This is a genomic window from Curtobacterium sp. 260 (genome assembly GCF_030803485.1).
Taxonomy (GTDB): domain Bacteria; phylum Actinomycetota; class Actinomycetes; order Actinomycetales; family Microbacteriaceae; genus Curtobacterium.
Window position 1 is genome coordinate 53,154 of sequence record NZ_JAURUY010000009.1, and the last position, 20,140, is coordinate 73,293.

Here is a 20,140-nt window from a genome sequence, read left to right on the forward strand (position 1 = left end):
GGTAAGCGTCCGGCGCCGTCACGACCTGGTCCACCCGCCGACGGTGTGCGTGACGAGCCCCTGCAGTTCGGCCAGCGCGAGCGCGTCCGCCACCGCACCCGCCGACATGCCCGAGCGCACGGCGATCTCCTGCTCGCCGAGCGCCCGTCGACCGAGTGCGTCCAGGACCCGGACCACCTCGGGGTCCTGCCGCCCGCCGATCGGCTCGTCGGCGCGCGTCGGCCCACCGTCCCTCGACGGCTGGCCACGTCCGGATCCGCGTCGTCCGACGGCGGCGTCGACGGGGTCGCCCGGACCGACGACGATCTGAGCACGCCCCTGCGCGACGAGACGGTGGCACCCGACCGACGCCGACGACGAGAACGCCCCCGGGACGGCGAACACGGGGCGGCCGAGCTGCGCAGCGTGGTGCGCCGTGTTCAACGCGCCCGAGCGGGCCCCGGCCTCGACCACCACGGTCGCCGCACCCAGCGCCGCGATCAGTCGGTTCCGTGCGAGGAACCGCCACCGTGTCGGCCGGGTACCCGGCGGGGACTCGGCCAGCAGGCTGCCCTGCCGTGCGACGTTCCGCAGCAGTTCGACGTTGCCCGTCGGGTAGAGCTGGTCGATCCCGCCGGCCAGGACCGCCACCGTCGGCGTGCCCGCCGCGACCGCGACCCGGTGCGCGGTCGCATCGATGCCGTACGCCCCACCGCTCACCACCGTGCACCCGGCGTCGGCGGCCGCCGAGGCGATCTCCGCGGTCGCCTCGGCCCCTGCGACGGTGTTCGCCCGCGAACCGACGACGGCCAGGGCAGGACCGGAGGCCCGACGCCCCGACCGCGTCCAGAGCACGACGGGCGCGTGCGGCCCGAGGTCGTTGACGCCGGTGGGCCACCCGGCCGTGCCCGGCACGACGAGCCGCGCACCGACCGCGCGCGCGGTCTCGAGCGTCGTCAGCACGTCGACCCGGGCGAGCCGTGGGCGCCAGCGCTCGAGGGCGACCCGCAGCGTGCGGGCGAAGGGTGCCGGGGACTCAGCCCCCGGGACACCCCGGTCGATGCAGGAGTCGAGCAGGCCCACGGGTCCGTCGTCGCACGCCGACCGGACGAGCGCGAACGAGCGCTCGGCCCCGAGTCCCTGGACGAGCATCCCCGCCACCGCGTCCCCCGGCTCCACGACGGCCGACCACGCCACGCGCGCCGCTGCCTCCACCGGGTCCACCGCGTCGGCCACAGCCCGACCGAGGAGCACCGCGACCGTCTCGAGCAGGTCGGGCGCCCCGGTCACAGCGCACTCCGGAGGGCGAGGGCCTCGCGCACGTGCCGCTCACCCGGCCGGTCGTCCCCCTGCAGGTCCGCGAGCGTCCAGGCGAGGCGCATCGTCCGGTCCCAGCCGCGCATCGTCAGCGTGCCGAGGTCGAGCGCCTGGTCGAGCGCCGTCGTCGCCCGCCGGTCCACCCGCCCGGGGCCGCGGAGCCACGCCCCCGACACCTCGGCGTTCCGGGTCCACCCCGTACCGACGAGCCTGGTGCGCATCGCGTGGCGTGCCGCCTCGACGGTCGCTCGAGCCTGGGCCGTGCTGGGGGTCGTGCCGTCCTCACCGCGGATCAGGCCGGTGGTCACCCGCGGCACCCGCACCCGGATGTCGATGCGGTCGAGCAACGGCCCGGACATGCGGCCGAGGTACCGGCGGACGGTGGCCGGCGCGCACTCGCACGGTTGCCGCGTCGAACCGGCGTTGCCGCACGGACACGGGTTCGCCGCGAGCACGACCTGACAGCGTGCGGGGAACTCGGCGGCCCCGGCGGCCCGGTGCACCGTGATCCGTCCGGACTCCAGGGGCTGTCGCAGCGCGTCGAGCACCGCGCGCGGGAACTCCGGGGCCTCGTCGAGGAACAGCACGCCCTGTGTCGCGCGCGAGACGGCGCCCGGTCGGACCGTGCCGGAGCCGCCACCGATGAGGGACGCCGCGGACGCCGAGTGGTGCGGGGCCTCCCACGGAGGTCTCGTGGTCCACGATGCGACCCCGTGCCCGGCGACAGACCGGACCGCCGCGACCTCGAGCGCCGCGTCGTCGTCGAGGTCCGGCAGCAGACCCGGCAGCCGTTCCGCGAGCATCGTCTTGCCGGCGCCCGGCGGTCCCACGAGCAGGGCGTGGTGTCCGCCGGCGGCCGCCGCGACGAGGGCACGGACGCCGGTGGGGTTGCCCACGACCTCGGCCAGCTCGGCGACGGGTGAACGCTCGGGGAGCACCGGCGGTGCGGCGACCGGGTCGACCTCGACCGGCGGGAGGAGCGCCCCGGCGTCGATCGCGGCGGCACGGAGCGAGTCCACGGCGCGGACGTCCACGCCGCGCACGAACCGGGCCTCCTCGGCGTTCCCCGTGGGGAGCACCACCCGCTCGGCTCCGGCGTCCCGTGCCGCGAGCAGCATCGGCACGACCCCGGGTACGGGCCGGAGTCGCCCGTCGAGCCCGAGCTCCCCGATGTACACGACCCGTTCGCTCACGCAGGGCGCGACGTCCGCGCCGGCGAGTACCGCCATGGCGATCGCCAGGTCGAAGCCCGATCCGCGCTTCGGGATCGCCGCCGGCGTCAGGTTGACCGTGATCCGCCGGGCCGGCAGGGGCGCCCCGGCGTTCGCCGCTGCGGCCCGGACCCGCTCTCGGGCCTCGCCCAACGAGGTGTCCGGCAGTCCGATGATGCTGAAGGCGGGCAGCTGGCTCGTCAGGTGCGCCTCGACCTCGATCCGCCGTCCGGTCACGCCGAGCAGGGCGACCGCGGCGGACCGACCGATGCCGGTCACAGGATCCCCGTCAGGTGCTCGATGCCGTGCCGGTCACCGGCCACGTGCACCGCCAGCGCATCGAGACGGACCGCCGGGGCGTGCGTGTCGGGATGCGCCGCGAACCACAGCGGCACCAGCCGTCGGAGGCGCGCGGTCTTCGCCGTGGAGATCGCCTCGAACGGGTGCCCGGTCGCCGTGCCCGCTCGCGTCTTGACCTCGATGAACACGAGTGTCCGCCCGTGCCAGGCGACCACGTCGACCTCGCCGCGTGCGCACCGCCAGTTCCGTTCCACCAATCGGTACCCGCGCGCCGTGAGCCATTCCACCGCGCGGTCCTCGCCGTACTGCCCCAGTGTTCGTCGTTCCATGTCGTTGCCTCCACCGACGACGATGCGGCAATGCAACCGGCGCCGTCGGCCGGATGACGGAACTGTGGATGAGCACTCTTGATGGGAATGTTGTGCAGGAATGACGAGACCCCGGATGTCGTCAGGACATCCGGGGCCTCGTGAGGTCGTGCGTCAGTGCGCGGCTGCGTACGCTTCCTGCACCTGGGTCGAGATACGGCCGCGGCTCGAGACCTCGTACCCGTTCTCCTTCGCCCAGTCGCGGATCTTCGCGAGTTCCTCGGAGTTCCCGCGCTTGGGCGCGGACTTCGGCGCAGAACCGCTGCTGCCACCGGAACGACGACCGGAGACCTTCCGTGCCGCTGCGACGTAGTCCGAGATCGCTTCGCGGAACTTGTCCACGTTGTCGTCGGACAGGTCGATCTCGTAGTTCGAACCGTCGAACGCGAATTCCACGGTGCGGCCTTCGCCGGCGGCGATGGGCGAATCGTCGAGGTCGTCGACGAGCTGGACGGTGACCTTCTGTGCCATGTCGTGCTCCTGGGTCGAGGGGTGGTGATCCCCGTGACGGTGGGTCACGGGAAAAGCTTCACCACCACCGTAGCGCGACAATTGCGGGAATGTCGTCGGAAGAAGCCCGAGTCGCAATTCCAGTAAAGCTGTGGATCACTCGTCGAGTGCGAGTTCCTTGGGCAGTTCGAGTTCCCGCGACGTGAGTTCCTCGACGTTCACGTCCTTGAACGTGAGGACACGCACGGACTTCACGAACCGGTCGGAACGGTAGACGTCCCACACCCACACGTCGTTCATCGTGAGCTCGAAGTAGAAGTCGTGCTCGGTGTCACGGCGGACGAGGTCGACCTCGTTCGCCAGGTAGAACCGCCGCTCGGTCTCGACCACGTACCGGAACTGCGACACGACGTCGCGGTACTCGCGGTACAGGGCAAGTTCGACCTCGCGGTCGTAGTCGTCGAATTCGTCGTCATCCATCGCCCGCACAGTCTACGGCGAGCCGACCGACGATGGACGACGGGGTGGGTCAGCCGGTGACGGCCAGCTCGTCGAAGCCGTCCAGGGCGACGCTCGACGCCTGGTGCAGCCAGCTCTTCCGGTGCAGCGCGTGCGCCCCGACGGACCGGATCCCGTCGTAGTGCGCCGTGGACCCGTACCCCTTGTTGGACGCCCACCCGTAGTGCGGAGCCTCCTCGTGCGCAGCGACCATCAGGGCGTCGCGCTCGACCTTCGCCACCACGGACGCTGCGGCGACCGAGGCGCAGTCCCGGTCCGCCTTCACGCGCACCACGACGTCGAGCGGCCGGGCGGACGGGACCAGCGCTGTGGGGACGGCACGGGACAACCAGTCGAACGAGCCGTCCAGCACCACGACGGCGTCGTCGAGGCACAGCCCGTCGTCGACGAGCGCGCCGAGCGCCGCCGCACCGGCCTGGCCGAGCGCAGGGACGATGCCCTGCTGGTCGACCACGTCCGCCGTCGCCATGCCCACGGCGGTCCGTGCCCACCGTCGGACGACGGGCTCGAGCTCGGTGCGCCGAGCGGCGGACAGCAGCTTCGAGTCGGCGAGCCCCTGGGGCACGCGTCCGATGTCGATCGTGACCGCCGCGACCCCGACGGCCACCGGACCGGCGATCGCCCCGCGGCCGACCTCGTCCATGCCGATCACGGTCACCCGACCGGAGCCGAGCAGCTTCTTCTCGACCCGCAGCGAGGGCCGGACCGGGGTCACCGGTCCTTCTCCTCCACACCCGCGAACACGTCGGGGTAGTCGTCGAGCCACGTCCAGCGGCTCGTGGGCCACGAGATGACGAACGCCCTGCCGGTGACATCCGACAGCGGCACGAAGCCCTTCGACGGGGTGTCGCGGTTGTAGCGGGAGTCCTTCGAGTCGTTGCGGTTGTCGCCCATCACCCAGATCGTGCCCTCGGGGACGGTCACCGAGAACGGGTCGGCCGACGCCGGGGCGCCGCTCGGCAGCAGCGTGTACGGCTCCTTGATGGGCACGCCGTTCACGGACATCTGCCCGAGGTCGTTGCAGCACGTGACCTTGTCCCCCGGCAGGCCGATGACCCGCTTGATGAGGTGGTCGTCGCTGTCACCGGTCCCGAGACCGACCTGGGTGAGGAGCCAGTCGATCGCCTTCGCCGGCTGCGTGGTCGGCGCGACGCCCGGCACGTTCGTGCCGGTCAACCAGCCGCCCGGGTCCTTGAAGACCACGACGTCACCGCGCTTGAGCGACACCACGTCCGGCACGAGCTCGTTGACGATCACCCGGTCGTTCACCTGCAGGGTGTTCTCCATCGACTCCGACGGGATGTAGAACGACCGGATCAGGAACGTCTTGACGAGGAACGAGACGAGCAGTGCCGCGAGGAAGATGATGACGAGGTCCCGCAGGAACGTCAGGACGCCGTTGCCCTTGTGCTCAGCCCGTGGGCGGCGTCCCGATCCTTCGGTGGTGTCCGTCATGTCCGCTCTCGTTCACATGCACGCTCGACCAGCGTGCCGACCCACACCCGCACTCGTCGGACGTGGAAGACCCTGCGCTCCGTGGAGCGCGCACAACGGGAAAGCCCCCCGTCGATGCACAACCGTACATCGGCGGGGGGCGTCCAGTGGAACCCGGCTCGCGGGCCCTCACTGTGAAGGCGATCAGGCGTCGCGCTTCTCCTTGATCTTGCGGCGGGCCGCCTTGCCGCGGAGCTCGCGCAGGTAGTAGAGCTTCGCGCGACGGACGTCACCGCGGGTGACGACCTCGATGTGGTCGATGATCGGCGAGTGCACGGGGAACCAGCGCTCGACGCCGACCTGGAAGCTCACCTTGCGGACCTTGAAGGTCTCGCCGAGGCCGTGGCCCTGGCGGGCGATGACGACGCCCTGGAACACCTGGACACGCGAGCGCGTGCCTTCGATGATGTTGACGTGCACCTTGATGGTGTCGCCGGGGCGGAAGTCCGGGACGTCGGTGCGCAGGGACGCTGCGTCGACGTGGTCGAGGAGCTGCATGTTCGTTCACTCTCTGCGGACGCGCACGGGTCGCCGCGGATCGGTGTGTGGAAAGAAGTGTGCGTGCCCGGAATCGGCGACTCCCCCGTGGCAGAGTCCAGCCAGGGCACAGCGGTCCATCATGCCACAGGGAAGCCCGCTCGCAAAACGACCAGGATGGACGCATGATCGAACTCCGCACCCCCGCCGAGCTGGAGGGCCTGCGCGCCGCCGGACGGTTCGTCGCCGACGTCCTCGACGAGCTGCTCGAGACCGTCGACGTGGGCGTGAACCTGCTCGACCTCGACCGCGTGGCCGCTCGGATGATCGCCGACCGTGGCGCCGTGAGCTGCTACGTCGACTACCACCCCTCGTTCGGCAACTCCCCCTTCGGCCGGAACCTGTGCACGTCGGTGAACGACGCGGCCCTGCACGGCCTGCCGTACGACCGCGTGCTCGTCGACGGCGACCTCGTCAGCCTGGACTTCGCCGCGAGCGTCGACGGCTGGGTGGCGGACTCCGCCGTCACGGTGCAGGTGGGCACGGCCCGCGACGAGGACCAGCGACTCGTCGGGACGGTCGAGCGCGCGCTGCTGGCCGGCATCGAGCAGTTCCGACCGGGCAACAAGCTCGGCGACGTCTCCTACGCCATCGGCAGGGCGGCGAAGGACGCCGGCTACAGCGTCAACACGCAGTTCGGTGGGCACGGCGTCGGCCGCACGATGCACGGTGACCCGCACGTGCCGAACGACGGCCGCCCCGGCCGCGGCCTGAAGCTCCGCACGGGCCTCGTGGTCGCGATCGAGCCGTGGCTCATGCAGGGCACCGACGAACTCGTGCAGGACGAGGACGGCTGGACGCTGAAGAGCGTCGACGGATCCCGTGCCGCGCACGTCGAGCACACCGTGGCGGTCACCGACGACGGTCCCGAGGTGCTCACCCTGCGACGCGCCCAGCGCACCGAGGCGACCGCCTGACTGCCGGGAGGCGCGGCGCGACCCCGCCCCGCGCCTCCCGTCCGTTCGTCCATCCATCCGTCGGGACGCGGGCGCCCTCGTCGCGCGACCTGCCGCTCACGATCCAGCCCGGCGGCACGTCGCGCGACCGGAACGTGCGCCGGCGGCACGTCGTGCGACCGCAACGCGCAGGAACGGCACATCGTGCGACCGGAACGTGCACGGAGCACCGCTGCCGGACCAGCCGGCGCAGAGCGCGCGGCGACGCGGCCGGCGCTACGCGTCGGGCAGCAGATCCGGGCGGACGCGACGGGTCCGCTCCACCTGCTGCTCGTGCCGCCAGGCGGCGACGCGCGCGTGGTGCCCGCTGAGCAGGACGTCCGGCACCTCGAGGTCCCGCCAGAGGGCCGGCTTCGTGTACGACGGGTACTCGAGCAGGCCGTCCTCGTGGGACTCCTCGACGAGCGACTCCGGGTTGCCGACGACCCCGGGGACGAGACGGCCGACCGCCTCGATCATCGCCATGGCCGCGACCTCGCCGCCGTTCAGCACGTAGTCACCGAGCGAGAGCTCGACGACCGAGCACCGCCCGGCAGCCCACGCGAACACGCGGGCGTCGATGCCCTCGTACCGCCCGCAGGCGAACACGAGGTGGTCGTGCTCGGACGCGAGCGACCGGGCGATCGACTGACGGAAGGGGGTGCCGGCCGGCGTGGGGACGACGAGCGTCGACGAACCGTCCTCGCGCAGGATCGACGACAGCGCCTGCGCCCACGGCTCGGGCTTCATCACCATGCCCGCGCCACCGCCGTACGGGGTGTCGTCGACCGTGCGGTGCCGGTCGGTCGTCCAGTGACGCAGGTCGTGCACGTGCACGTCGAGCAGCCCGTCCGAGCGGGCCTTGCCGAGCAGCGAGACGTCGAGGACGGAGAAGAACTCCGGGAAGATCGTGACGATGTCGATCCGCACGATCAGCCCTCGCGGTCGGTCGGCGTGACCGTCTCGGGCCGCGAGGTGTCCTCGGGGTCCTCGAACAGTCCCGTCGGGGGCGTCACCGTGACGGTCCCGGCCGTGATGTCGACCGTCGGCACGATCGCCGAGACGAACGGCACCAGGACCTCGCCGCGCGACGGGGTGTCGATCGCGAGCAGGTCCTGCGCGGGCAGGTGGTCGACGCGGGCGACCGTGCCGACCTCGACGCCGTCGCGGAGCACGCGCAAGCCGACCAGCTGGTGGTCGTACCAGGCGTCGTCCTCACCGGTCTCGGCGTCGGCGTCCTGCTCGACCCAGAGGATCGCCCGCGCGAGGGACTCAGCGGCAGTGCGGTCCGCGACGCCCTCGAAGAAGGCGACCGGGTGGCCGTTGTACCAGCGGAGCTCGTCGATGGTCAGGGTCTTGCCCGACCACGGCGAGTCCGAGGGGACCTGGAGCGTGAACTCCGCCCCCGGCGTGAACCGACGATCCGGGTCGTCGGTGTAGAGCTCGAGCTTGATGCCGCCCTTGAGCCCGTGCGCCTTCGTGATGCGACCCACCCGGAGTTGGGTCGTCTCCCTAGGAATCGGTGTCGACCACGTCGACCCGCACCCGCTTGCCGTCGGCGAGAGCCGAGACGAGGGTGCGGAGCGCCTTTGCGGTCCGTCCGGCGCGACCGATCACGCGACCGAGGTCCTCGGGGTGCACACGCACCTCGAGGACCTCGCCACGCGCAGAGGTGGAACTGGCGACGCGGACGTCGTCCGGGTGATCGACGATCCCCTTGACGAGGTGCGTCAGCGCAGAGTCGAGCAAGGAATCAGGCCTCGGTCGTCTCGGCGGCGTCGTCGGCCGACTCGGCCGGAGCGGCGGCGGGGGCCGTCTTCTCCGACTTCGGCTTCAGGACGGCCTTCTTGGCGGTGTCCGCGACGAAGGCCTGCTTCGGCTCGGCGACCTTGACGGTGGACTCGGTGTTGCCCTCGCCCTTGAACTTGCCCCAGTCGCCGGTGAGCTTGAGGAGCGCCGCGACCTGCTCGGTCGGCTGCGCGCCGACGCCGAGCCAGTAGAGCGCACGCTCGGACTCGATCTTGATGACCGAGGGCTCCTCGGTCGGGTGGTACTGACCGATCTCCTCGATCACACGACCGTCGCGCTTGGTGCGCGAGTCGGCGACGACGATGCGGTAGTAGGGCGCACGGATCTTGCCGAGACGCTTGAGACGGATCTTGACAGCCACAATTACTCCTGTTGCGTGTTGTTGTGGTTGAACCGGAACCGCGGGCGTGGGGGCACGCGCGGTGGAAGCTCGAAGGAAGTCGCGACCTGCTGGATAGAGGGTCGAGCAGACGCGATTCGACCGTTCATTCTTGCAGGTTTCCGCCGGAGAAGCGAGCCGGGACGCGCCGTGGCCGCCGTGTCGTCACGGTGCGAGGGCGCGCACGGCCTCGATCGCCTCGCTCGTGGCACGGACCGCGTCGACGCTCCTGGCGTCCCGGGCACCGCCGACGACGGCGTACGGCACCCCCGCGGCAGCCAGGCCCGGTGCGAGCCCTCCCCCTGCGACGGCGACCCCCGACGTGTCCTCGGCCTCGTCGCCCTCGACCGCGGGTGCGCGTTCCTGCCCGGCGCACACGACGACGTGGTCGGCCGGTACCGCGGTCTCCCGACCGTCCTCGTCCCGGATCCACAGCGTCCCGGGTTCGATGCGCAGGTACTCCTGCACCCCGCCGACCATCCGCACCCCGGCGTCGCGCAGTCGTCCGACCGCCACCCAGCGCGAGGTGATGCCGATCCCCTGGCCGAACTTCCCGGACCGACGGAGCACCGTGACGTCGGCTCCGGGGCGGAGCGTCCGTGCCACCGCGGGAAGCCGTTGCGGGACGTCGCCGACCAGGTCGTCAGCGACGGTGACGTCCCAGCGCGCCGCGAACTCCGCCGCGCGCACCGCCTCGTCGGGCGACTCGACCAGGAAGGCCGCCGTGTCGACCCCGATGCCCCCGCCGCCGACCACCGCGACGGTGCCGGGCGGGACCCCGTCGCGCAGGGCGTCCTCGTAGGACACCACGTGGGGCAGCTCGGCGCCCGGGACGTCCAGCACGCGGGGCACGACCCCCGCCGCGAGCACCACGGCGTCGCTGTCGAGCAGGTCGGCGACGGTGGCCGCACGGCCGGTGTGCACGGTCGCCCCGCGGTCGTCGAGCTCGGCGCGCGCCGCCCGGACGGTCGCGGCGTAGTCCTCCTTGCCGGGGATCGCCGCGGCCAGGGCGAACTGCCCGCCGAGGGCGTCGGTCGCCTCCCACAGCGTCACGGCGTGCCCGCGCCGTGCGGCGTCCACCGCGGCGGCCAGCCCGGCCGGGCCACCGCCGACCACGTCGACGCGCTTCGGCTCGACGGTCGGCCGGAGCGGCATGGTCAGCTCGCGGCCGGCACGGGGGTTCACGAGGCAGGACACGGGCCGTCCGACGATGGAGTGGTCGAGGCACGCCTGGTTGCAGCCGATGCAGGTGTTCACCAGGTCGAAGCGGCCGTCGAGCGATCGGCGGACGATCTCCGGGTCCGCGAGGAACGGACGGGCGAGCGCGACGGCGTCGACCTGCCCGCCGCGGAGCACCGCCTCGCCGTCACGCAGATCGGTCATCCGGTTCGAGGCGATGACCCGGACCCCGGGGTGCCCCGACGCCCGGACCACCCCCGCGACCCGCTCGGCGTACGCCAGCCACGCGCCGTGCGGCACCGCGGCCTGCACGGTCGGCGTGCGCGACTCGTGCCAGCCGATGCCGACCGAGATCCCGTCGAGTCCCAGCGGCAGCAGGTCGTGCACGAGCGCGTCGACCTCGGCGTCCGTCGTCGACCCGGGCATGAGGTCGGCGCCGGACAACCGGATCGTGACGGCCAGGTCGGGCACGGCGGTGCGGACGGCCCGGACGACCTCGATCGCGAAGCGACGGCGTCGGACCGCGTCCCCGCCCCACTCGTCGTCGCGGAGGTTCGTCAGCGGCGACTGGAACTGGTTGACCAGGTAGCCCTCGGACGCCATGATCTCGACACCGTCGAAGCCGATCGCCGCGGCAGACCGGGCGGCGGCGGCGAAGTCGTCGATCGTCCGGCGGACCTCGGCGTCGGTGAGCGCGACCGGCTGGACCCCGCGCGCCGCCGCCCACGGCAGCGCCGACGGAGCCACCACGCGCTGGGGTCGGCCGTGCCGGTCGACCAGGCCGTTCGCGAGGGCGTACCGGCCGGCGTGGAAGAGCTGGGCGAGCACGGCTCCGCCCTCGTCGTGCACGGCCGCGACGGCGACCCGGAACCGTTCGTCCGCGCCCCCGGTGCCGAACACCGCGAAGTCCGGACCACCACGGGCCTCGTCGCTGATCGCGATCCCGCCGGTGACGATGCAGCCGACGCCGCCCGCCGCGCGCTCGCGGTAGAACGCGGCCATCGCGGCACCGCCGTCGTCGAGGACCTCGAGCCCGGTGTGCATCGACCCCATCACCACCCGGTTCCGCAGGTGGAGCGGTCCGAGGTTCCAGGACGAGGAGAGGACTGCGAGGTCGGGCACGGCAACGCTGCTCATGGCGACCACTCTGCCGGACGACGTGCCCGGGACCGAACTCCTTGTGCCGACCCTCCAAGCCGACGGGCAGGATGGCCCCATGGACATCCGCTTCACCGAGTCCCGCCCGTCGACCCTCGGCGTCGAGTGGGAGCTCCCGCTGGTCGACCGCGGCACCGGCGACCTCGCGCCCCGTGCCCCCGCCGTGCTCTCCGCCGTACAGGAGCGCCTCGGCGATCCCGACCGGGTGACCGAGGAACTCCTCACGAACACCGTCGAGGTGGTCACGGGGGTGCACGACACCGTCGGTGGGGCGACGAGCGAGCTCGCGGGCATCATCGGCGAGGTGATCGACGCCGCCGAACCGCTCGACGCGCAGGTGATGTGCTCCGGCACCCACCCGTTCGCGCAGTGGGACCAGCAGGAGATCACGGCGGACAGCGAGCACTACACCACGCTGATCGACCGCACGCGCTGGTGGGGTCGGCAGATGCTCATCTGGGGCGTGCACGTGCACGTGGGGATCGACGACCGCGACAAGGCGGTCCCGATCATGAACGCGATGCTCGCGTACGTCCCGCACCTGCAGGCGTTCACCGCGTCGAGCCCGTTCTGGGGCGGGACCGACACCGGGTACGCCTCGAACCGTGCCCTCATGTTCCAGCAGCTCCCCACCGGCGGCCTGCCGCCGGGCATCGACGACTGGACCGGCTTCGAGACCGTCGTCGACGACCTGACGAAGACCGGTGTGATCGACGGGTTCAAGGACCTGCGCTGGGACATCCGCCCGTCGCCGGGGTGGGGGACGCTCGAGAACCGCGTGTCCGACGGCATCTCGACCCTCCACGAGGTCGGTGCCGTGACCGCGTTCGTCCAGTGCCTCGTCACCGCGCTCTCGGACCGCCTCGACCGCGGCGAGACGCTGCCGTCGATGCAGCCGTGGTTCATCCGCGAGAACAAGTGGCGCGCGGCCCGCTACGGCATGGAGGCCGAGATCATCACCGACGCCGCCGGCCACGAGCGCCTGGTCACCGACGAGGTCCACGACCTGGTCCAGCGGCTCGACCCGATCGCCGACCGTCTGGGCTGCCAGCAGGAGCTGCACCACCTGGACACGATGATCGCCGACGGCGCGTCGTACCAGCGGCAGCTGCGGGTGGCGCAGGAGAACGGCGGGGACCTCCGAGCGGTGGTCCGCCACCTGGTGACGGAGCTGCGGGAGTCGCTCTAGACGACACCACGGAACGGACGGGAGGCCCGGTACCAGCTGGTACCGGGCCTCCCGTCGGTCATGGGGTCGCGACTAGCGGCCGAGGAACTTCTGCAGGCTGGCCAGCTCTTCCTCGGTGGGCGCCTTGCCGCCCTTCGGACCGCCGAGTCCGAGACCGGACCCGGTGGGTGCCTGCTGCTGCGGCTGCGCCGCCGCACCCGACGCGAGCGCCGCGCGCTTGGCGGGGTTGCCGACCTTCTTCTTCTTGGCGCCGCCCTGCTGCTGCTTCTTCTTGCCGCCGTGCATGCCCGGGATCGGCCCCATGCCCGGCATCTGCGGCACGCCACCACGGGCGACGGTGCGCATCATCTTCGCTGCCTGCTCGAAGCGGTTGACGAGCGCGTTGACCTCGGTCACGGTGGTGCCGGAGCCCTTGGCGATGCGGAGACGTCGCGAGCCGTTGAGGAGCTTCGGGAGCTCGCGCTCCTGCTTCGTCATCGACTGGATGATCGCCTCGGTCCGGACGATCTCGCTCTCGTCGAAGTTGTCGAGCGCCTCGCGCATGCCCTTCGCGCCCGGGAGCATGCCGAGCATGCCCTTGATCGAGCCAGCCTTGCGGAGCTGCTGCATCTGCGCGAGGAAGTCGTTCAGCGTGAACGAGTCGGTCGCGATCTTCTCGGCGACCTTGCGCGCCTCGTCCTCGTCGAACGCGGACTGCGCCTGCTCGATGAGCGACAGGATGTCGCCGAGGTCGAGGATGCGGCTCGCCATGCGGTCCGGGTGGAACGGCTCGAAGTCGTCGAGCCCCTCGCCCGTGGACGCGAACATGATCGGGCGGCCCGTGACGCTGGCGACCGACAGGGCCGCACCACCGCGGGCGTCGCCGTCGAGCTTGGACAGGACGACACCGGTGAAGTCGACGCCCTCCTGGAAGGCGCGAGCGGTCGCGACGGCGTCCTGACCGATCATCGCGTCGATGACGAACAGGACCTCGTCCGGGTCGACGGCCTTGCGGATGTTCGCCGCCTGCTTCATGAGCTCGGCGTCGACACCGAGTCGACCGGCGGTGTCCACGATGACGGTGTCGTACTGCTGGTCGACCGCGGCCTTGATCGCGTTCTTCGCGACCTTGACCGGGTCGCCGACGCCGTTGCCGGGCTCGGGAGCGAACACGTGCACGCCGGCCTGCTCGCCCACGACCTGGAGCTGCTGCACGGCGTTGGGACGCTGGAGGTCCGCCGCGACGAGCATCGGCGTGTGGCCGTCCTTCTTGAGCCACCTGCCGAGCTTGCCCGCGAGCGTCGTCTTGCCGGCACCCTGGAGGCCCGCGAGCATGATCACGGTCGGCGGTCGCTTCGCGAACTCGAGTCGGCGCTGCTGGCCGCCGAGGATGCCGACGAGTTCCTCGTTGACGATCTGCACGACCTGCTGCGCGGGGTTGAGTGCCTTGTTGACCTCGTCCGAGAGCGCACGTTCCCGCACCGAGGCGGTGAAGGCCTTGACGACCTCGAGCGCGACGTCCGCGTCGAGCAGGGCCCGGCGGATCTCGCGGACGGTGCCGTCGACGTCGGACGGGGACAGACGACCCTTGCTCCGCAGGTTGCGGAAGGTCTCGGTCAGCCGATCGGAGAGTGAGCCGAATTGTGCCATGGTCCGACGATTCTACAGGGCCACCTCCGACCACCCCGGACCGCCCGCCCACCGGTTGTTGGACTGCGTCCAGGAACCGGGGTAGCGTGCTCGACGTGCCCCAGCTCGAGATCATCCGCTGGCCCGGGCTCCTCGACTACGAGGAGGGCCTCGCCGTACAGCGGTCGTTCCACGCCGACGTCGTCGCCGGCCGCTCCCCCGGCGTCGTCGTGCTCTGCGAGCACCCGAGCGTCTACACGGCCGGGCGCCGCACCGAACCCGCTGACCTACCGACCGACGGGTCCCCGGTCGTCGACGTCGACCGGGGCGGACGGATCACGTGGCACGGGCCGGGGCAGCTCGTGGCCTACCCGATCGTCCGGCTCGCCGATCCGCTCGACGTCGTCGCGTGGGTCCGCGACCTCGAGCAGGTCGTCCTCGACGCGGCGGCCTCGGTCGGGGTCACCGCCGAACGGGTCGACGGGCGCAGCGGTGTCTGGGTGCCCCGACCGGGCGGCGGCCCGCACGACAAGGTCGGCGCGATCGGCCTGCACGTCGCCGAGCACGTCTCGAGCCACGGCATCGCGGTCAACTGCGACAACGACCTCGCCCCCTACGGCGCGATCGTCCCGTGCGGCATCGCCGACGCGGGCGTCACCACCCTCAGCCGCGCGACCGGCCGCCACGTCACGGTCGACGAGGTCGCCGCCCTCGTCGGGCCACGGATCCAGCAGGCGGTCGACGGCATGCACGCCGGTCACCGCATCAGCAGCACCACGCGACAGGAGGTCGCCGCATGACCCTCGCCCCCGACGGCCGCCGCATGCTCCGGGTCGAGGCGCGCAACGCCGCGACACCCATCGAGACGAAGCCCGCCTGGATCAAGACCCGCGCGACGCAGGGCCCGGAGTTCCGGGACCTCTCCGCACTGGTCCGGGACAAGCAGCTGCACACCGTCTGCCAGGAGGCCGGCTGCCCGAACATCTTCGAGTGCTGGGAGGACCGGGAGGCCACCTTCCTGATCGGCGGCTCGCAGTGCACCCGGCGCTGCGACTTCTGCCAGATCGACACCGGCAAGCCGAGCCCGCTCGACCGGGGCGAACCCCGGCGTGTGGCGGACTCCGTCGTGTCGATGGGCCTCAAGTACGCGACCGTGACCGGGGTCGCCCGCGACGACCTCGACGACGGCGGCGCCTGGCTCTACGCGGAGACCATCCGACAGGTCCACGAGCACTCCCCCGGCACCGGCGTCGAGATCCTCGTGCCGGACTTCAACGGCCGCCCCGACCAGCTCGGGCAGGTGTTCGACGCCCGCCCGGAGGTCTTCGCGCACAACGTCGAGACCGTGCCGCGCATCTTCAAGCGCATCCGCCCCGCGTTCCGCTTCGAGCGCTCGCTCGACGTCCTCACGCAGGGCCGCGACGCGGGCCTGGTGACGAAGTCGAACCTCATCCTGGGCATGGGCGAGGAACGGCACGAGGTCGTCGACGCACTCGAGCAGCTGCACGAGGCGGGTACCGACATCATCACGCTGACGCAGTACCTCCGCCCGTCGCCGCGGCACCTGCCCGTCGCGCGGTGGGTGACGCCGGAGGAGTTCGTCGACCTGCGCGAGATCGCCGAGGACATCGGCTTCGCCGGTGTGCTCGCCGGTCCGCTCGTGCGCTCGTCCTACCGAGCGGGACGGTTGTGGGCACGCGCGACCGTCACGCGTGGCGGCACGGTGCCGCCGCACCTGGCCCACCTGCTCGAGGCGACGCCGGGTCGCCAGGCCGTGTAGCGCCGATCCGGCGACCGACGGACGGACGGCAGGCCCGGTACCAGCTGGTACCGGGCCTGCCGTCCTCGCGTGGTCACGTCCGACGTGACCGGCCGTCGCTACGCGCGACCGCGGATGCTCCGGAGGAGCCAGCCGATGACCGCCAGCAGGATGAGCACGATGCCCACCCAGAGCAGGAACTTCAGCGCACCGACGAAGATGCCGCTGAAGAGCAGGACGAGGCCGACGATGATCGCGATGATCAGCAGTGCGGGCATGAGGGTCTCCAATCCCTGGAACGAGACCGAGCGGACGCCCGGGCCGAAGCGGACACTACTCGCGAGCCGGCGACGCCGTTCCCCGAGCACGGGGCCCGGCAGCTGCCCCCGGTCGGGGATCCGGCCCCGGGAGGTCCGCGTCGCGATCCACCGCACGGCTCCGCAGGAACACCACCGCCAGGATCGGCAGCAGGACGATCTGCCCCCAGATCCCGATGGTCTGCGCCTCGTCCGCCCAGGTCCGGGCGGAGACGCCCACGGCCTTCAGCGCGAACGAGTGGAACCACCCGACGAAGAGCAGCAGGTTCGCGGTCACGTAGGCCACCACCCACCCGAGGCGGATCCGCACGACGGCGAAGAACGGCGTCAACCAGAGCACGTACTGCAGCGAGTCGACCTTGTTCGCGACGAGGTACGCACACAGGAGCGCCGCGCTCGTCTCGATCCAGGGCATGCGGCCGCGCCGGAGCCCGATGACCAGACCGACGGCGAGCACGGCCAGCACGGCCACGGCGGTCGCCGCCGTCGAGAGCAGGTTGAGTCGGAGCTGGACCTCCGGGCTGCTCTGCGCGGACCACGGCTGCAGCGCCCAGTACCAGACCGACATGGTGCTCGGGTCGATGTCCCGGGTGCCCTGGAACCGGATCACGGAGAACCACGACGTGGCGTTGACGAGCACGAACGGCAGGTTCGCGGCGAGGACCACACCGAGCGCGCCGCCCACCGCCCCGGCGGCACGACGGACCCGGTCCGGCCAGGACGGCCCGGCGTCCACGAGGAGTGCGAGGACGAACGGTGCCACGAACGCGAGCGGGTACAGCTTGAACGCTCCGCCGAGTCCGAACAGCGCGCCCACCACGACGGCACGCCAGACCGGCGCACGTCCGGCCGGCCACCGCACCGCGGCGAAGACGCCCGCGGTCGTGCACATCACGGTGAGCAGGTCCCAGTTGTAGAGCGCGTAGAGGAACAGCGGCGGTGTCGCGGCGAAGATCCACGCGCGCCGGCCGGCCATCCGGGCCAGGAGGACGGTCACGACCACCACCACCGGCACGAACGTGAGCGCCGTCACCACGAGGAACCCGCGGCTGGACCCGACCGGCAGGGCGCTGAGCCAGGCCCACAGGCCGGTGAGGGTCGGGTACTCGAGCGTGCCGGGCGGCAGACCGCGGTCGGTCAGCGGCCCGACGTAGGGGAAGACGTGCGACGCGAGGTCGCGGTTCCCCCACAGGCTCAGGGTGTCACCGAGGCAGGCGTGCCGCGTCACGTACGCCAGGTCCAGGCCCTCGCCCGCACACTGCAGCTTCTGGAACAGGCTCCCGACGGTCAGGCCGACGGCGACCAGGCACATCACGACGAGCTCGACGGGGGCGACGCCGCCTGCCGGTCGGACGCTGCTGCGGCCGACGGCCCGGGGGACGCTCATGCGCTGGCCGCGGGCGCCCGTCGCGGCTCCGACGCTCCGCGCACTGCTGACACCTCGTCGTCACGGTCGACTGCTCGACTGCGCAGGAACACGACCGCGAGGATCGGCAGCAGGACGATCTGCGCCCAGAGGCCGATCGACATCGCCTCGTCCGCGTAGGTCCGCACGGTGGTGCCGATCGCCTGCAGGTAGATGTGGCGGAACCACCCGGCGAACAGCAGCGTGTTCGCGGCCAGGAAGGCGATCACCCAACCGAGGCGGATCCGGACGAGCACGAAGAACGGCGCGAGCCAGAGCGCGTACTGCAGCGAGTCCACCTTGTTCGCGACCAGGTAGGCGCAGAGGAGCGCCGCGCTGGTCTCGATCCAGGGCATGCGACCACGACGGACACCGAGGACGAACCCGGTGACGAGCACCGCGAGCAGTGCCACCGCCGTCGTCCCGGTCGCCAGCAGGTTCAGCGTGTGCTGGAACGCGGGCGAGTCCTCGGCCGACCACGGTTGGAAGGCGTAGTACCAGACCGAGAGCGTCGCCCCGTCGATGTCCCGGACGCCCTGGTAGCGGATCACGGAGAACCACGACTCGGCGTTGACGAGCACGAACGGCAGGTTCGCCACGACGACGACGCCCACCGAGCCGGCCACCGCGCCGAGGGCACGGCGCGCTCGATCGCCCCACGACGCGGTCGTGTCGACGAGCAGGGCGAGGACGAACGGCGCGACGAAGACGAGCGGGTACAGCTTGAAGGCACCGCCGAGACCGAACAGCGCACCGACGACGACGGCCCGCCACACGTGCGACCGCCCGGCGGGCCACCAGACCGCCACCGCGATCGCGACGACGGTGCAGGTCACCGGGAGCAGGTCCCAGTTGTAGAGCGCGTAGAGGAAGAGCGGCGGGGTGGCCGCGAAGAACCACGCCCGGCGCCCGGCGACGCGGGCCAGGGTCACGACGGTGAGGACGACCACGGGCACGAAGGTCAGCGCGGTGACCACGAGGAAGCCGTGCAGCGAGCTCACCGGCAGTGCGCTCAGCCATGCCCAGATCCCGCTGAGCGTCGGGTACTCGAGGCTGCCCGGCGGCAGCCCGTCCTCGCCGAGCGGCTGCACGTACGGGAAGTCGTGCGACGCGAGCGCTCGACTGGAGAACAGGCTCACGGTGTCCGCGAAGCAGGCCTTGCGGGTGGCGGTCACGAAGTCGACACCGGGGGCGGCGCACTGCAGCTTGTGCAGCAGGCTGCCGATCGTCAGCCCGACCGCGACCACGCACATCACGACGACCTCGAGCACCGGGACGGTACCCGGGCGTCGTCCTCCTCGTCTGCTGGACGCGGACGTCCCGGACGCGGACGACACCGCGGCGCTCAGCCGACCAGGTTCTGGACGAAGACGTGCGGGGTGAAACCGGTGAGGTCGTTGATGCCCTCGCCCTGCCCGATGAGCTTGATCGGGATGCCGGTCTTCTCCTGCACGCTGAGCACGAACCCGGCCTTGGCCGACCCGTCGAGCTTGGTGATGACGAGTCCGGTGACGCCGGCACCCTCGATGAAGGCCTGCGCCTGGGCGAGACCGTTCTGCCCGGTGGTGGCGTCCAGGACGAGCAGCACCTCGGCGATCTCGGTCTGCTTCTCGACGACGCGCTTGATCTTGCCGAGCTCGTCCATCAGGCCGGCCTTGGTGTGCAGTCGGCCGGCCGTGTCGATCACCACGATCTCGGTGCCGTCGCGCATGGCCTTCTCGACCGTCTGGTACGCCACCGAGGCCGGGTCCTGGCCGGGCTGCGCCGGTCGGACGACCTCGACCCCGGCGCGCTGCGCCCACGTCGCGACCTGCTCGACCGCCGCCGCGCGGAACGTGTCCGCCGCGCCGACCACGACGGTGCGGTCGTACGTCTTGAGGAACTTCGCGAACTTGCCGATCGTCGTGGTCTTGCCGACGCCGTTGACGCCGACGACGAGCACGACCGCCGGGCGGTTGCTGAGCTTGAGGGTCGTGTCGAGCTTCGACAGGCGCTCCTCGAGCACCTCGCGGAGCATGCGCTGCAGGTCGGCGGGGTCCGTCGTGCCGTACCGGTCGACGCGGGCGTGCAGGTCCTCGATGACCTCGTCCGCGATGTCGGGGCCGAAATCCGCACCGATCAACGCGGTCTCGAGATCGTCCCACGTGGTCTCGTCGATGGTCTTCCGCTGGAACAGGCCGCGCAGACGGGTGGACAGTGACCAGGAACTCGCCATGCTCCCAGCTTA

22 protein-coding genes are annotated in these 20,140 nt (G+C 71.7%); 4 read left to right on the forward strand and 18 right to left on the reverse strand.

Annotated features, from left to right (window positions below; all coding sequences use genetic code 11):
- Positions 1 to 18 precede the first annotated feature (18 nt).
- The 8 genes from dprA to rplS all read right to left on the reverse strand — a co-directional run bounded on the left by dprA (position 19) and on the right by rplS (position 6,136).
- Positions 19 to 1,269, reverse strand: a complete 1,251-nt coding sequence (gene dprA, locus J2X59_RS11370; RefSeq protein ID WP_326496748.1) for a DNA-processing protein DprA — start codon at positions 1,267 to 1,269, stop codon at positions 19 to 21.
- Entirely contained in the window at positions 1,266 to 2,786 is a 1,521-nt protein-coding gene (locus J2X59_RS11375; RefSeq protein ID WP_326496749.1) for a YifB family Mg chelatase-like AAA ATPase, read from the reverse strand. The genes dprA and J2X59_RS11375 overlap by 4 nt, the downstream gene beginning before the upstream one ends.
- Positions 2,783 to 3,136 (reverse strand): YraN family protein, encoded by a 354-nt coding sequence (locus J2X59_RS11380; protein ID WP_326496750.1) that lies wholly within the window; start codon positions 3,134 to 3,136, stop codon positions 2,783 to 2,785. The genes J2X59_RS11375 and J2X59_RS11380 overlap by 4 nt, the downstream gene beginning before the upstream one ends.
- A 153-nt stretch (positions 3,137 to 3,289) precedes the next feature.
- Complete coding sequence (locus J2X59_RS11385; protein WP_066654821.1) at positions 3,290 to 3,646, reverse strand: histone-like nucleoid-structuring protein Lsr2; 357 nt, start codon at positions 3,644 to 3,646, stop codon at positions 3,290 to 3,292.
- A 135-nt stretch (positions 3,647 to 3,781) separates the two neighbouring features.
- The gene (locus J2X59_RS11390) at positions 3,782 to 4,105 is read right to left on the reverse strand and encodes a DUF2469 family protein (protein WP_058730091.1); all 324 of its coding nucleotides are present in this window, start codon (positions 4,103 to 4,105) and stop codon (positions 3,782 to 3,784) included.
- A gap of 49 nt (positions 4,106 to 4,154) precedes the next feature.
- Positions 4,155 to 4,859, reverse strand: a complete 705-nt coding sequence (locus J2X59_RS11395; RefSeq protein WP_326496751.1) for a ribonuclease HII — start codon at positions 4,857 to 4,859, stop codon at positions 4,155 to 4,157.
- Entirely contained in the window at positions 4,856 to 5,599 is a 744-nt protein-coding gene (gene lepB / locus J2X59_RS11400; protein WP_066654826.1) for a signal peptidase I, read from the reverse strand. The genes J2X59_RS11395 and lepB overlap by 4 nt, the downstream gene beginning before the upstream one ends.
- Positions 5,600 to 5,782: 183 nt before the next feature.
- Complete coding sequence (gene rplS, locus J2X59_RS11405) at positions 5,783 to 6,136, reverse strand: 50S ribosomal protein L19 (protein WP_058730094.1); 354 nt, start codon at positions 6,134 to 6,136, stop codon at positions 5,783 to 5,785.
- Positions 6,137 to 6,300: 164 nt separating this feature from the next.
- On the opposite strand from rplS, the gene map reads away from it, so the two are divergent.
- Entirely contained in the window at positions 6,301 to 7,092 is a 792-nt protein-coding gene (map, locus tag J2X59_RS11410) for a type I methionyl aminopeptidase (protein WP_326496752.1), read from the forward strand.
- 255 nt (positions 7,093 to 7,347) lie between these two features.
- Here the strand turns inward: map and trmD are convergent, their stop codons facing one another.
- From trmD to J2X59_RS11435, 5 genes are all read right to left on the reverse strand, one after another.
- A complete protein-coding gene (trmD, locus tag J2X59_RS11415; protein ID WP_326496753.1) occupies positions 7,348 to 8,040 on the reverse strand; it encodes a tRNA (guanosine(37)-N1)-methyltransferase TrmD in 693 nt (230 codons plus the stop codon).
- A 2-nt stretch (positions 8,041 to 8,042) separates the two neighbouring features.
- Entirely contained in the window at positions 8,043 to 8,603 is a 561-nt protein-coding gene (gene rimM, locus J2X59_RS11420) for a ribosome maturation factor RimM (protein ID WP_307810335.1), read from the reverse strand.
- Between the two features lie 19 nt (positions 8,604 to 8,622).
- Positions 8,623 to 8,859: an RNA-binding protein gene (locus J2X59_RS11425; protein WP_058730104.1), complete on the reverse strand. Its 237-nt coding sequence runs from the start codon at positions 8,857 to 8,859 to the stop codon at positions 8,623 to 8,625.
- Between the two features lie 4 nt (positions 8,860 to 8,863).
- On the reverse strand, positions 8,864 to 9,280 hold the full coding sequence (gene rpsP / locus J2X59_RS11430; RefSeq protein ID WP_066654835.1) for a 30S ribosomal protein S16: 417 nt from the start codon (positions 9,278 to 9,280) through the stop codon (positions 8,864 to 8,866).
- 183 nt (positions 9,281 to 9,463) lie between these two features.
- Positions 9,464 to 11,614 (reverse strand): oxidoreductase, encoded by a 2,151-nt coding sequence (locus tag J2X59_RS11435; protein ID WP_326496754.1) that lies wholly within the window; start codon positions 11,612 to 11,614, stop codon positions 9,464 to 9,466.
- A 79-nt stretch (positions 11,615 to 11,693) separates the two neighbouring features.
- Here J2X59_RS11435 and J2X59_RS11440 point away from each other — a divergent pair, with 79 nt between their 5' ends.
- Positions 11,694 to 12,824, forward strand: a complete 1,131-nt coding sequence (locus J2X59_RS11440; RefSeq protein WP_209682218.1) for a glutamate--cysteine ligase — start codon at positions 11,694 to 11,696, stop codon at positions 12,822 to 12,824.
- A gap of 72 nt (positions 12,825 to 12,896) precedes the next feature.
- Here J2X59_RS11440 and ffh read toward each other — a convergent pair whose 3' ends face one another.
- On the reverse strand, positions 12,897 to 14,453 hold the full coding sequence (ffh, locus tag J2X59_RS11445; protein WP_326496755.1) for a signal recognition particle protein: 1,557 nt from the start codon (positions 14,451 to 14,453) through the stop codon (positions 12,897 to 12,899).
- A 95-nt stretch (positions 14,454 to 14,548) separates the two neighbouring features.
- Between ffh and lipB the strand changes: the two genes are divergently transcribed.
- Together lipB and lipA are read left to right on the forward strand one after the other, a co-directional pair.
- Positions 14,549 to 15,232: a lipoyl(octanoyl) transferase LipB gene (gene lipB, locus J2X59_RS11450; protein ID WP_374191712.1), complete on the forward strand. Its 684-nt coding sequence runs from the start codon at positions 14,549 to 14,551 to the stop codon at positions 15,230 to 15,232.
- Positions 15,229 to 16,212 (forward strand): lipoyl synthase, encoded by a 984-nt coding sequence (lipA, locus tag J2X59_RS11455; protein WP_326496756.1) that lies wholly within the window; start codon positions 15,229 to 15,231, stop codon positions 16,210 to 16,212. Before lipB ends, lipA begins: the two co-directional genes overlap by 4 nt.
- 98 nt (positions 16,213 to 16,310) lie before the next feature.
- Here lipA and J2X59_RS11460 read toward each other — a convergent pair whose 3' ends face one another.
- The 4 genes from J2X59_RS11460 to ftsY all read right to left on the reverse strand — a co-directional run bounded on the left by J2X59_RS11460 (position 16,311) and on the right by ftsY (position 20,128).
- On the reverse strand, positions 16,311 to 16,469 hold the full coding sequence (locus J2X59_RS11460; RefSeq protein ID WP_137767577.1) for a DUF4175 domain-containing protein: 159 nt from the start codon (positions 16,467 to 16,469) through the stop codon (positions 16,311 to 16,313).
- A 55-nt stretch (positions 16,470 to 16,524) separates the two neighbouring features.
- The gene (locus J2X59_RS11465; RefSeq protein WP_326496757.1) at positions 16,525 to 17,895 is read right to left on the reverse strand and encodes a hypothetical protein; all 1,371 of its coding nucleotides are present in this window, start codon (positions 17,893 to 17,895) and stop codon (positions 16,525 to 16,527) included.
- Entirely contained in the window at positions 17,892 to 19,184 is a 1,293-nt protein-coding gene (locus tag J2X59_RS11470; protein ID WP_326496758.1) for a hypothetical protein, read from the reverse strand. Before J2X59_RS11470 ends, J2X59_RS11465 begins: the two co-directional genes overlap by 4 nt.
- 74 nt (positions 19,185 to 19,258) lie before the next feature.
- Positions 19,259 to 20,128, reverse strand: a complete 870-nt coding sequence (gene ftsY, locus J2X59_RS11475; RefSeq protein ID WP_058748735.1) for a signal recognition particle-docking protein FtsY — start codon at positions 20,126 to 20,128, stop codon at positions 19,259 to 19,261.
- Positions 20,129 to 20,140: the final 12 nt, after the last annotated feature.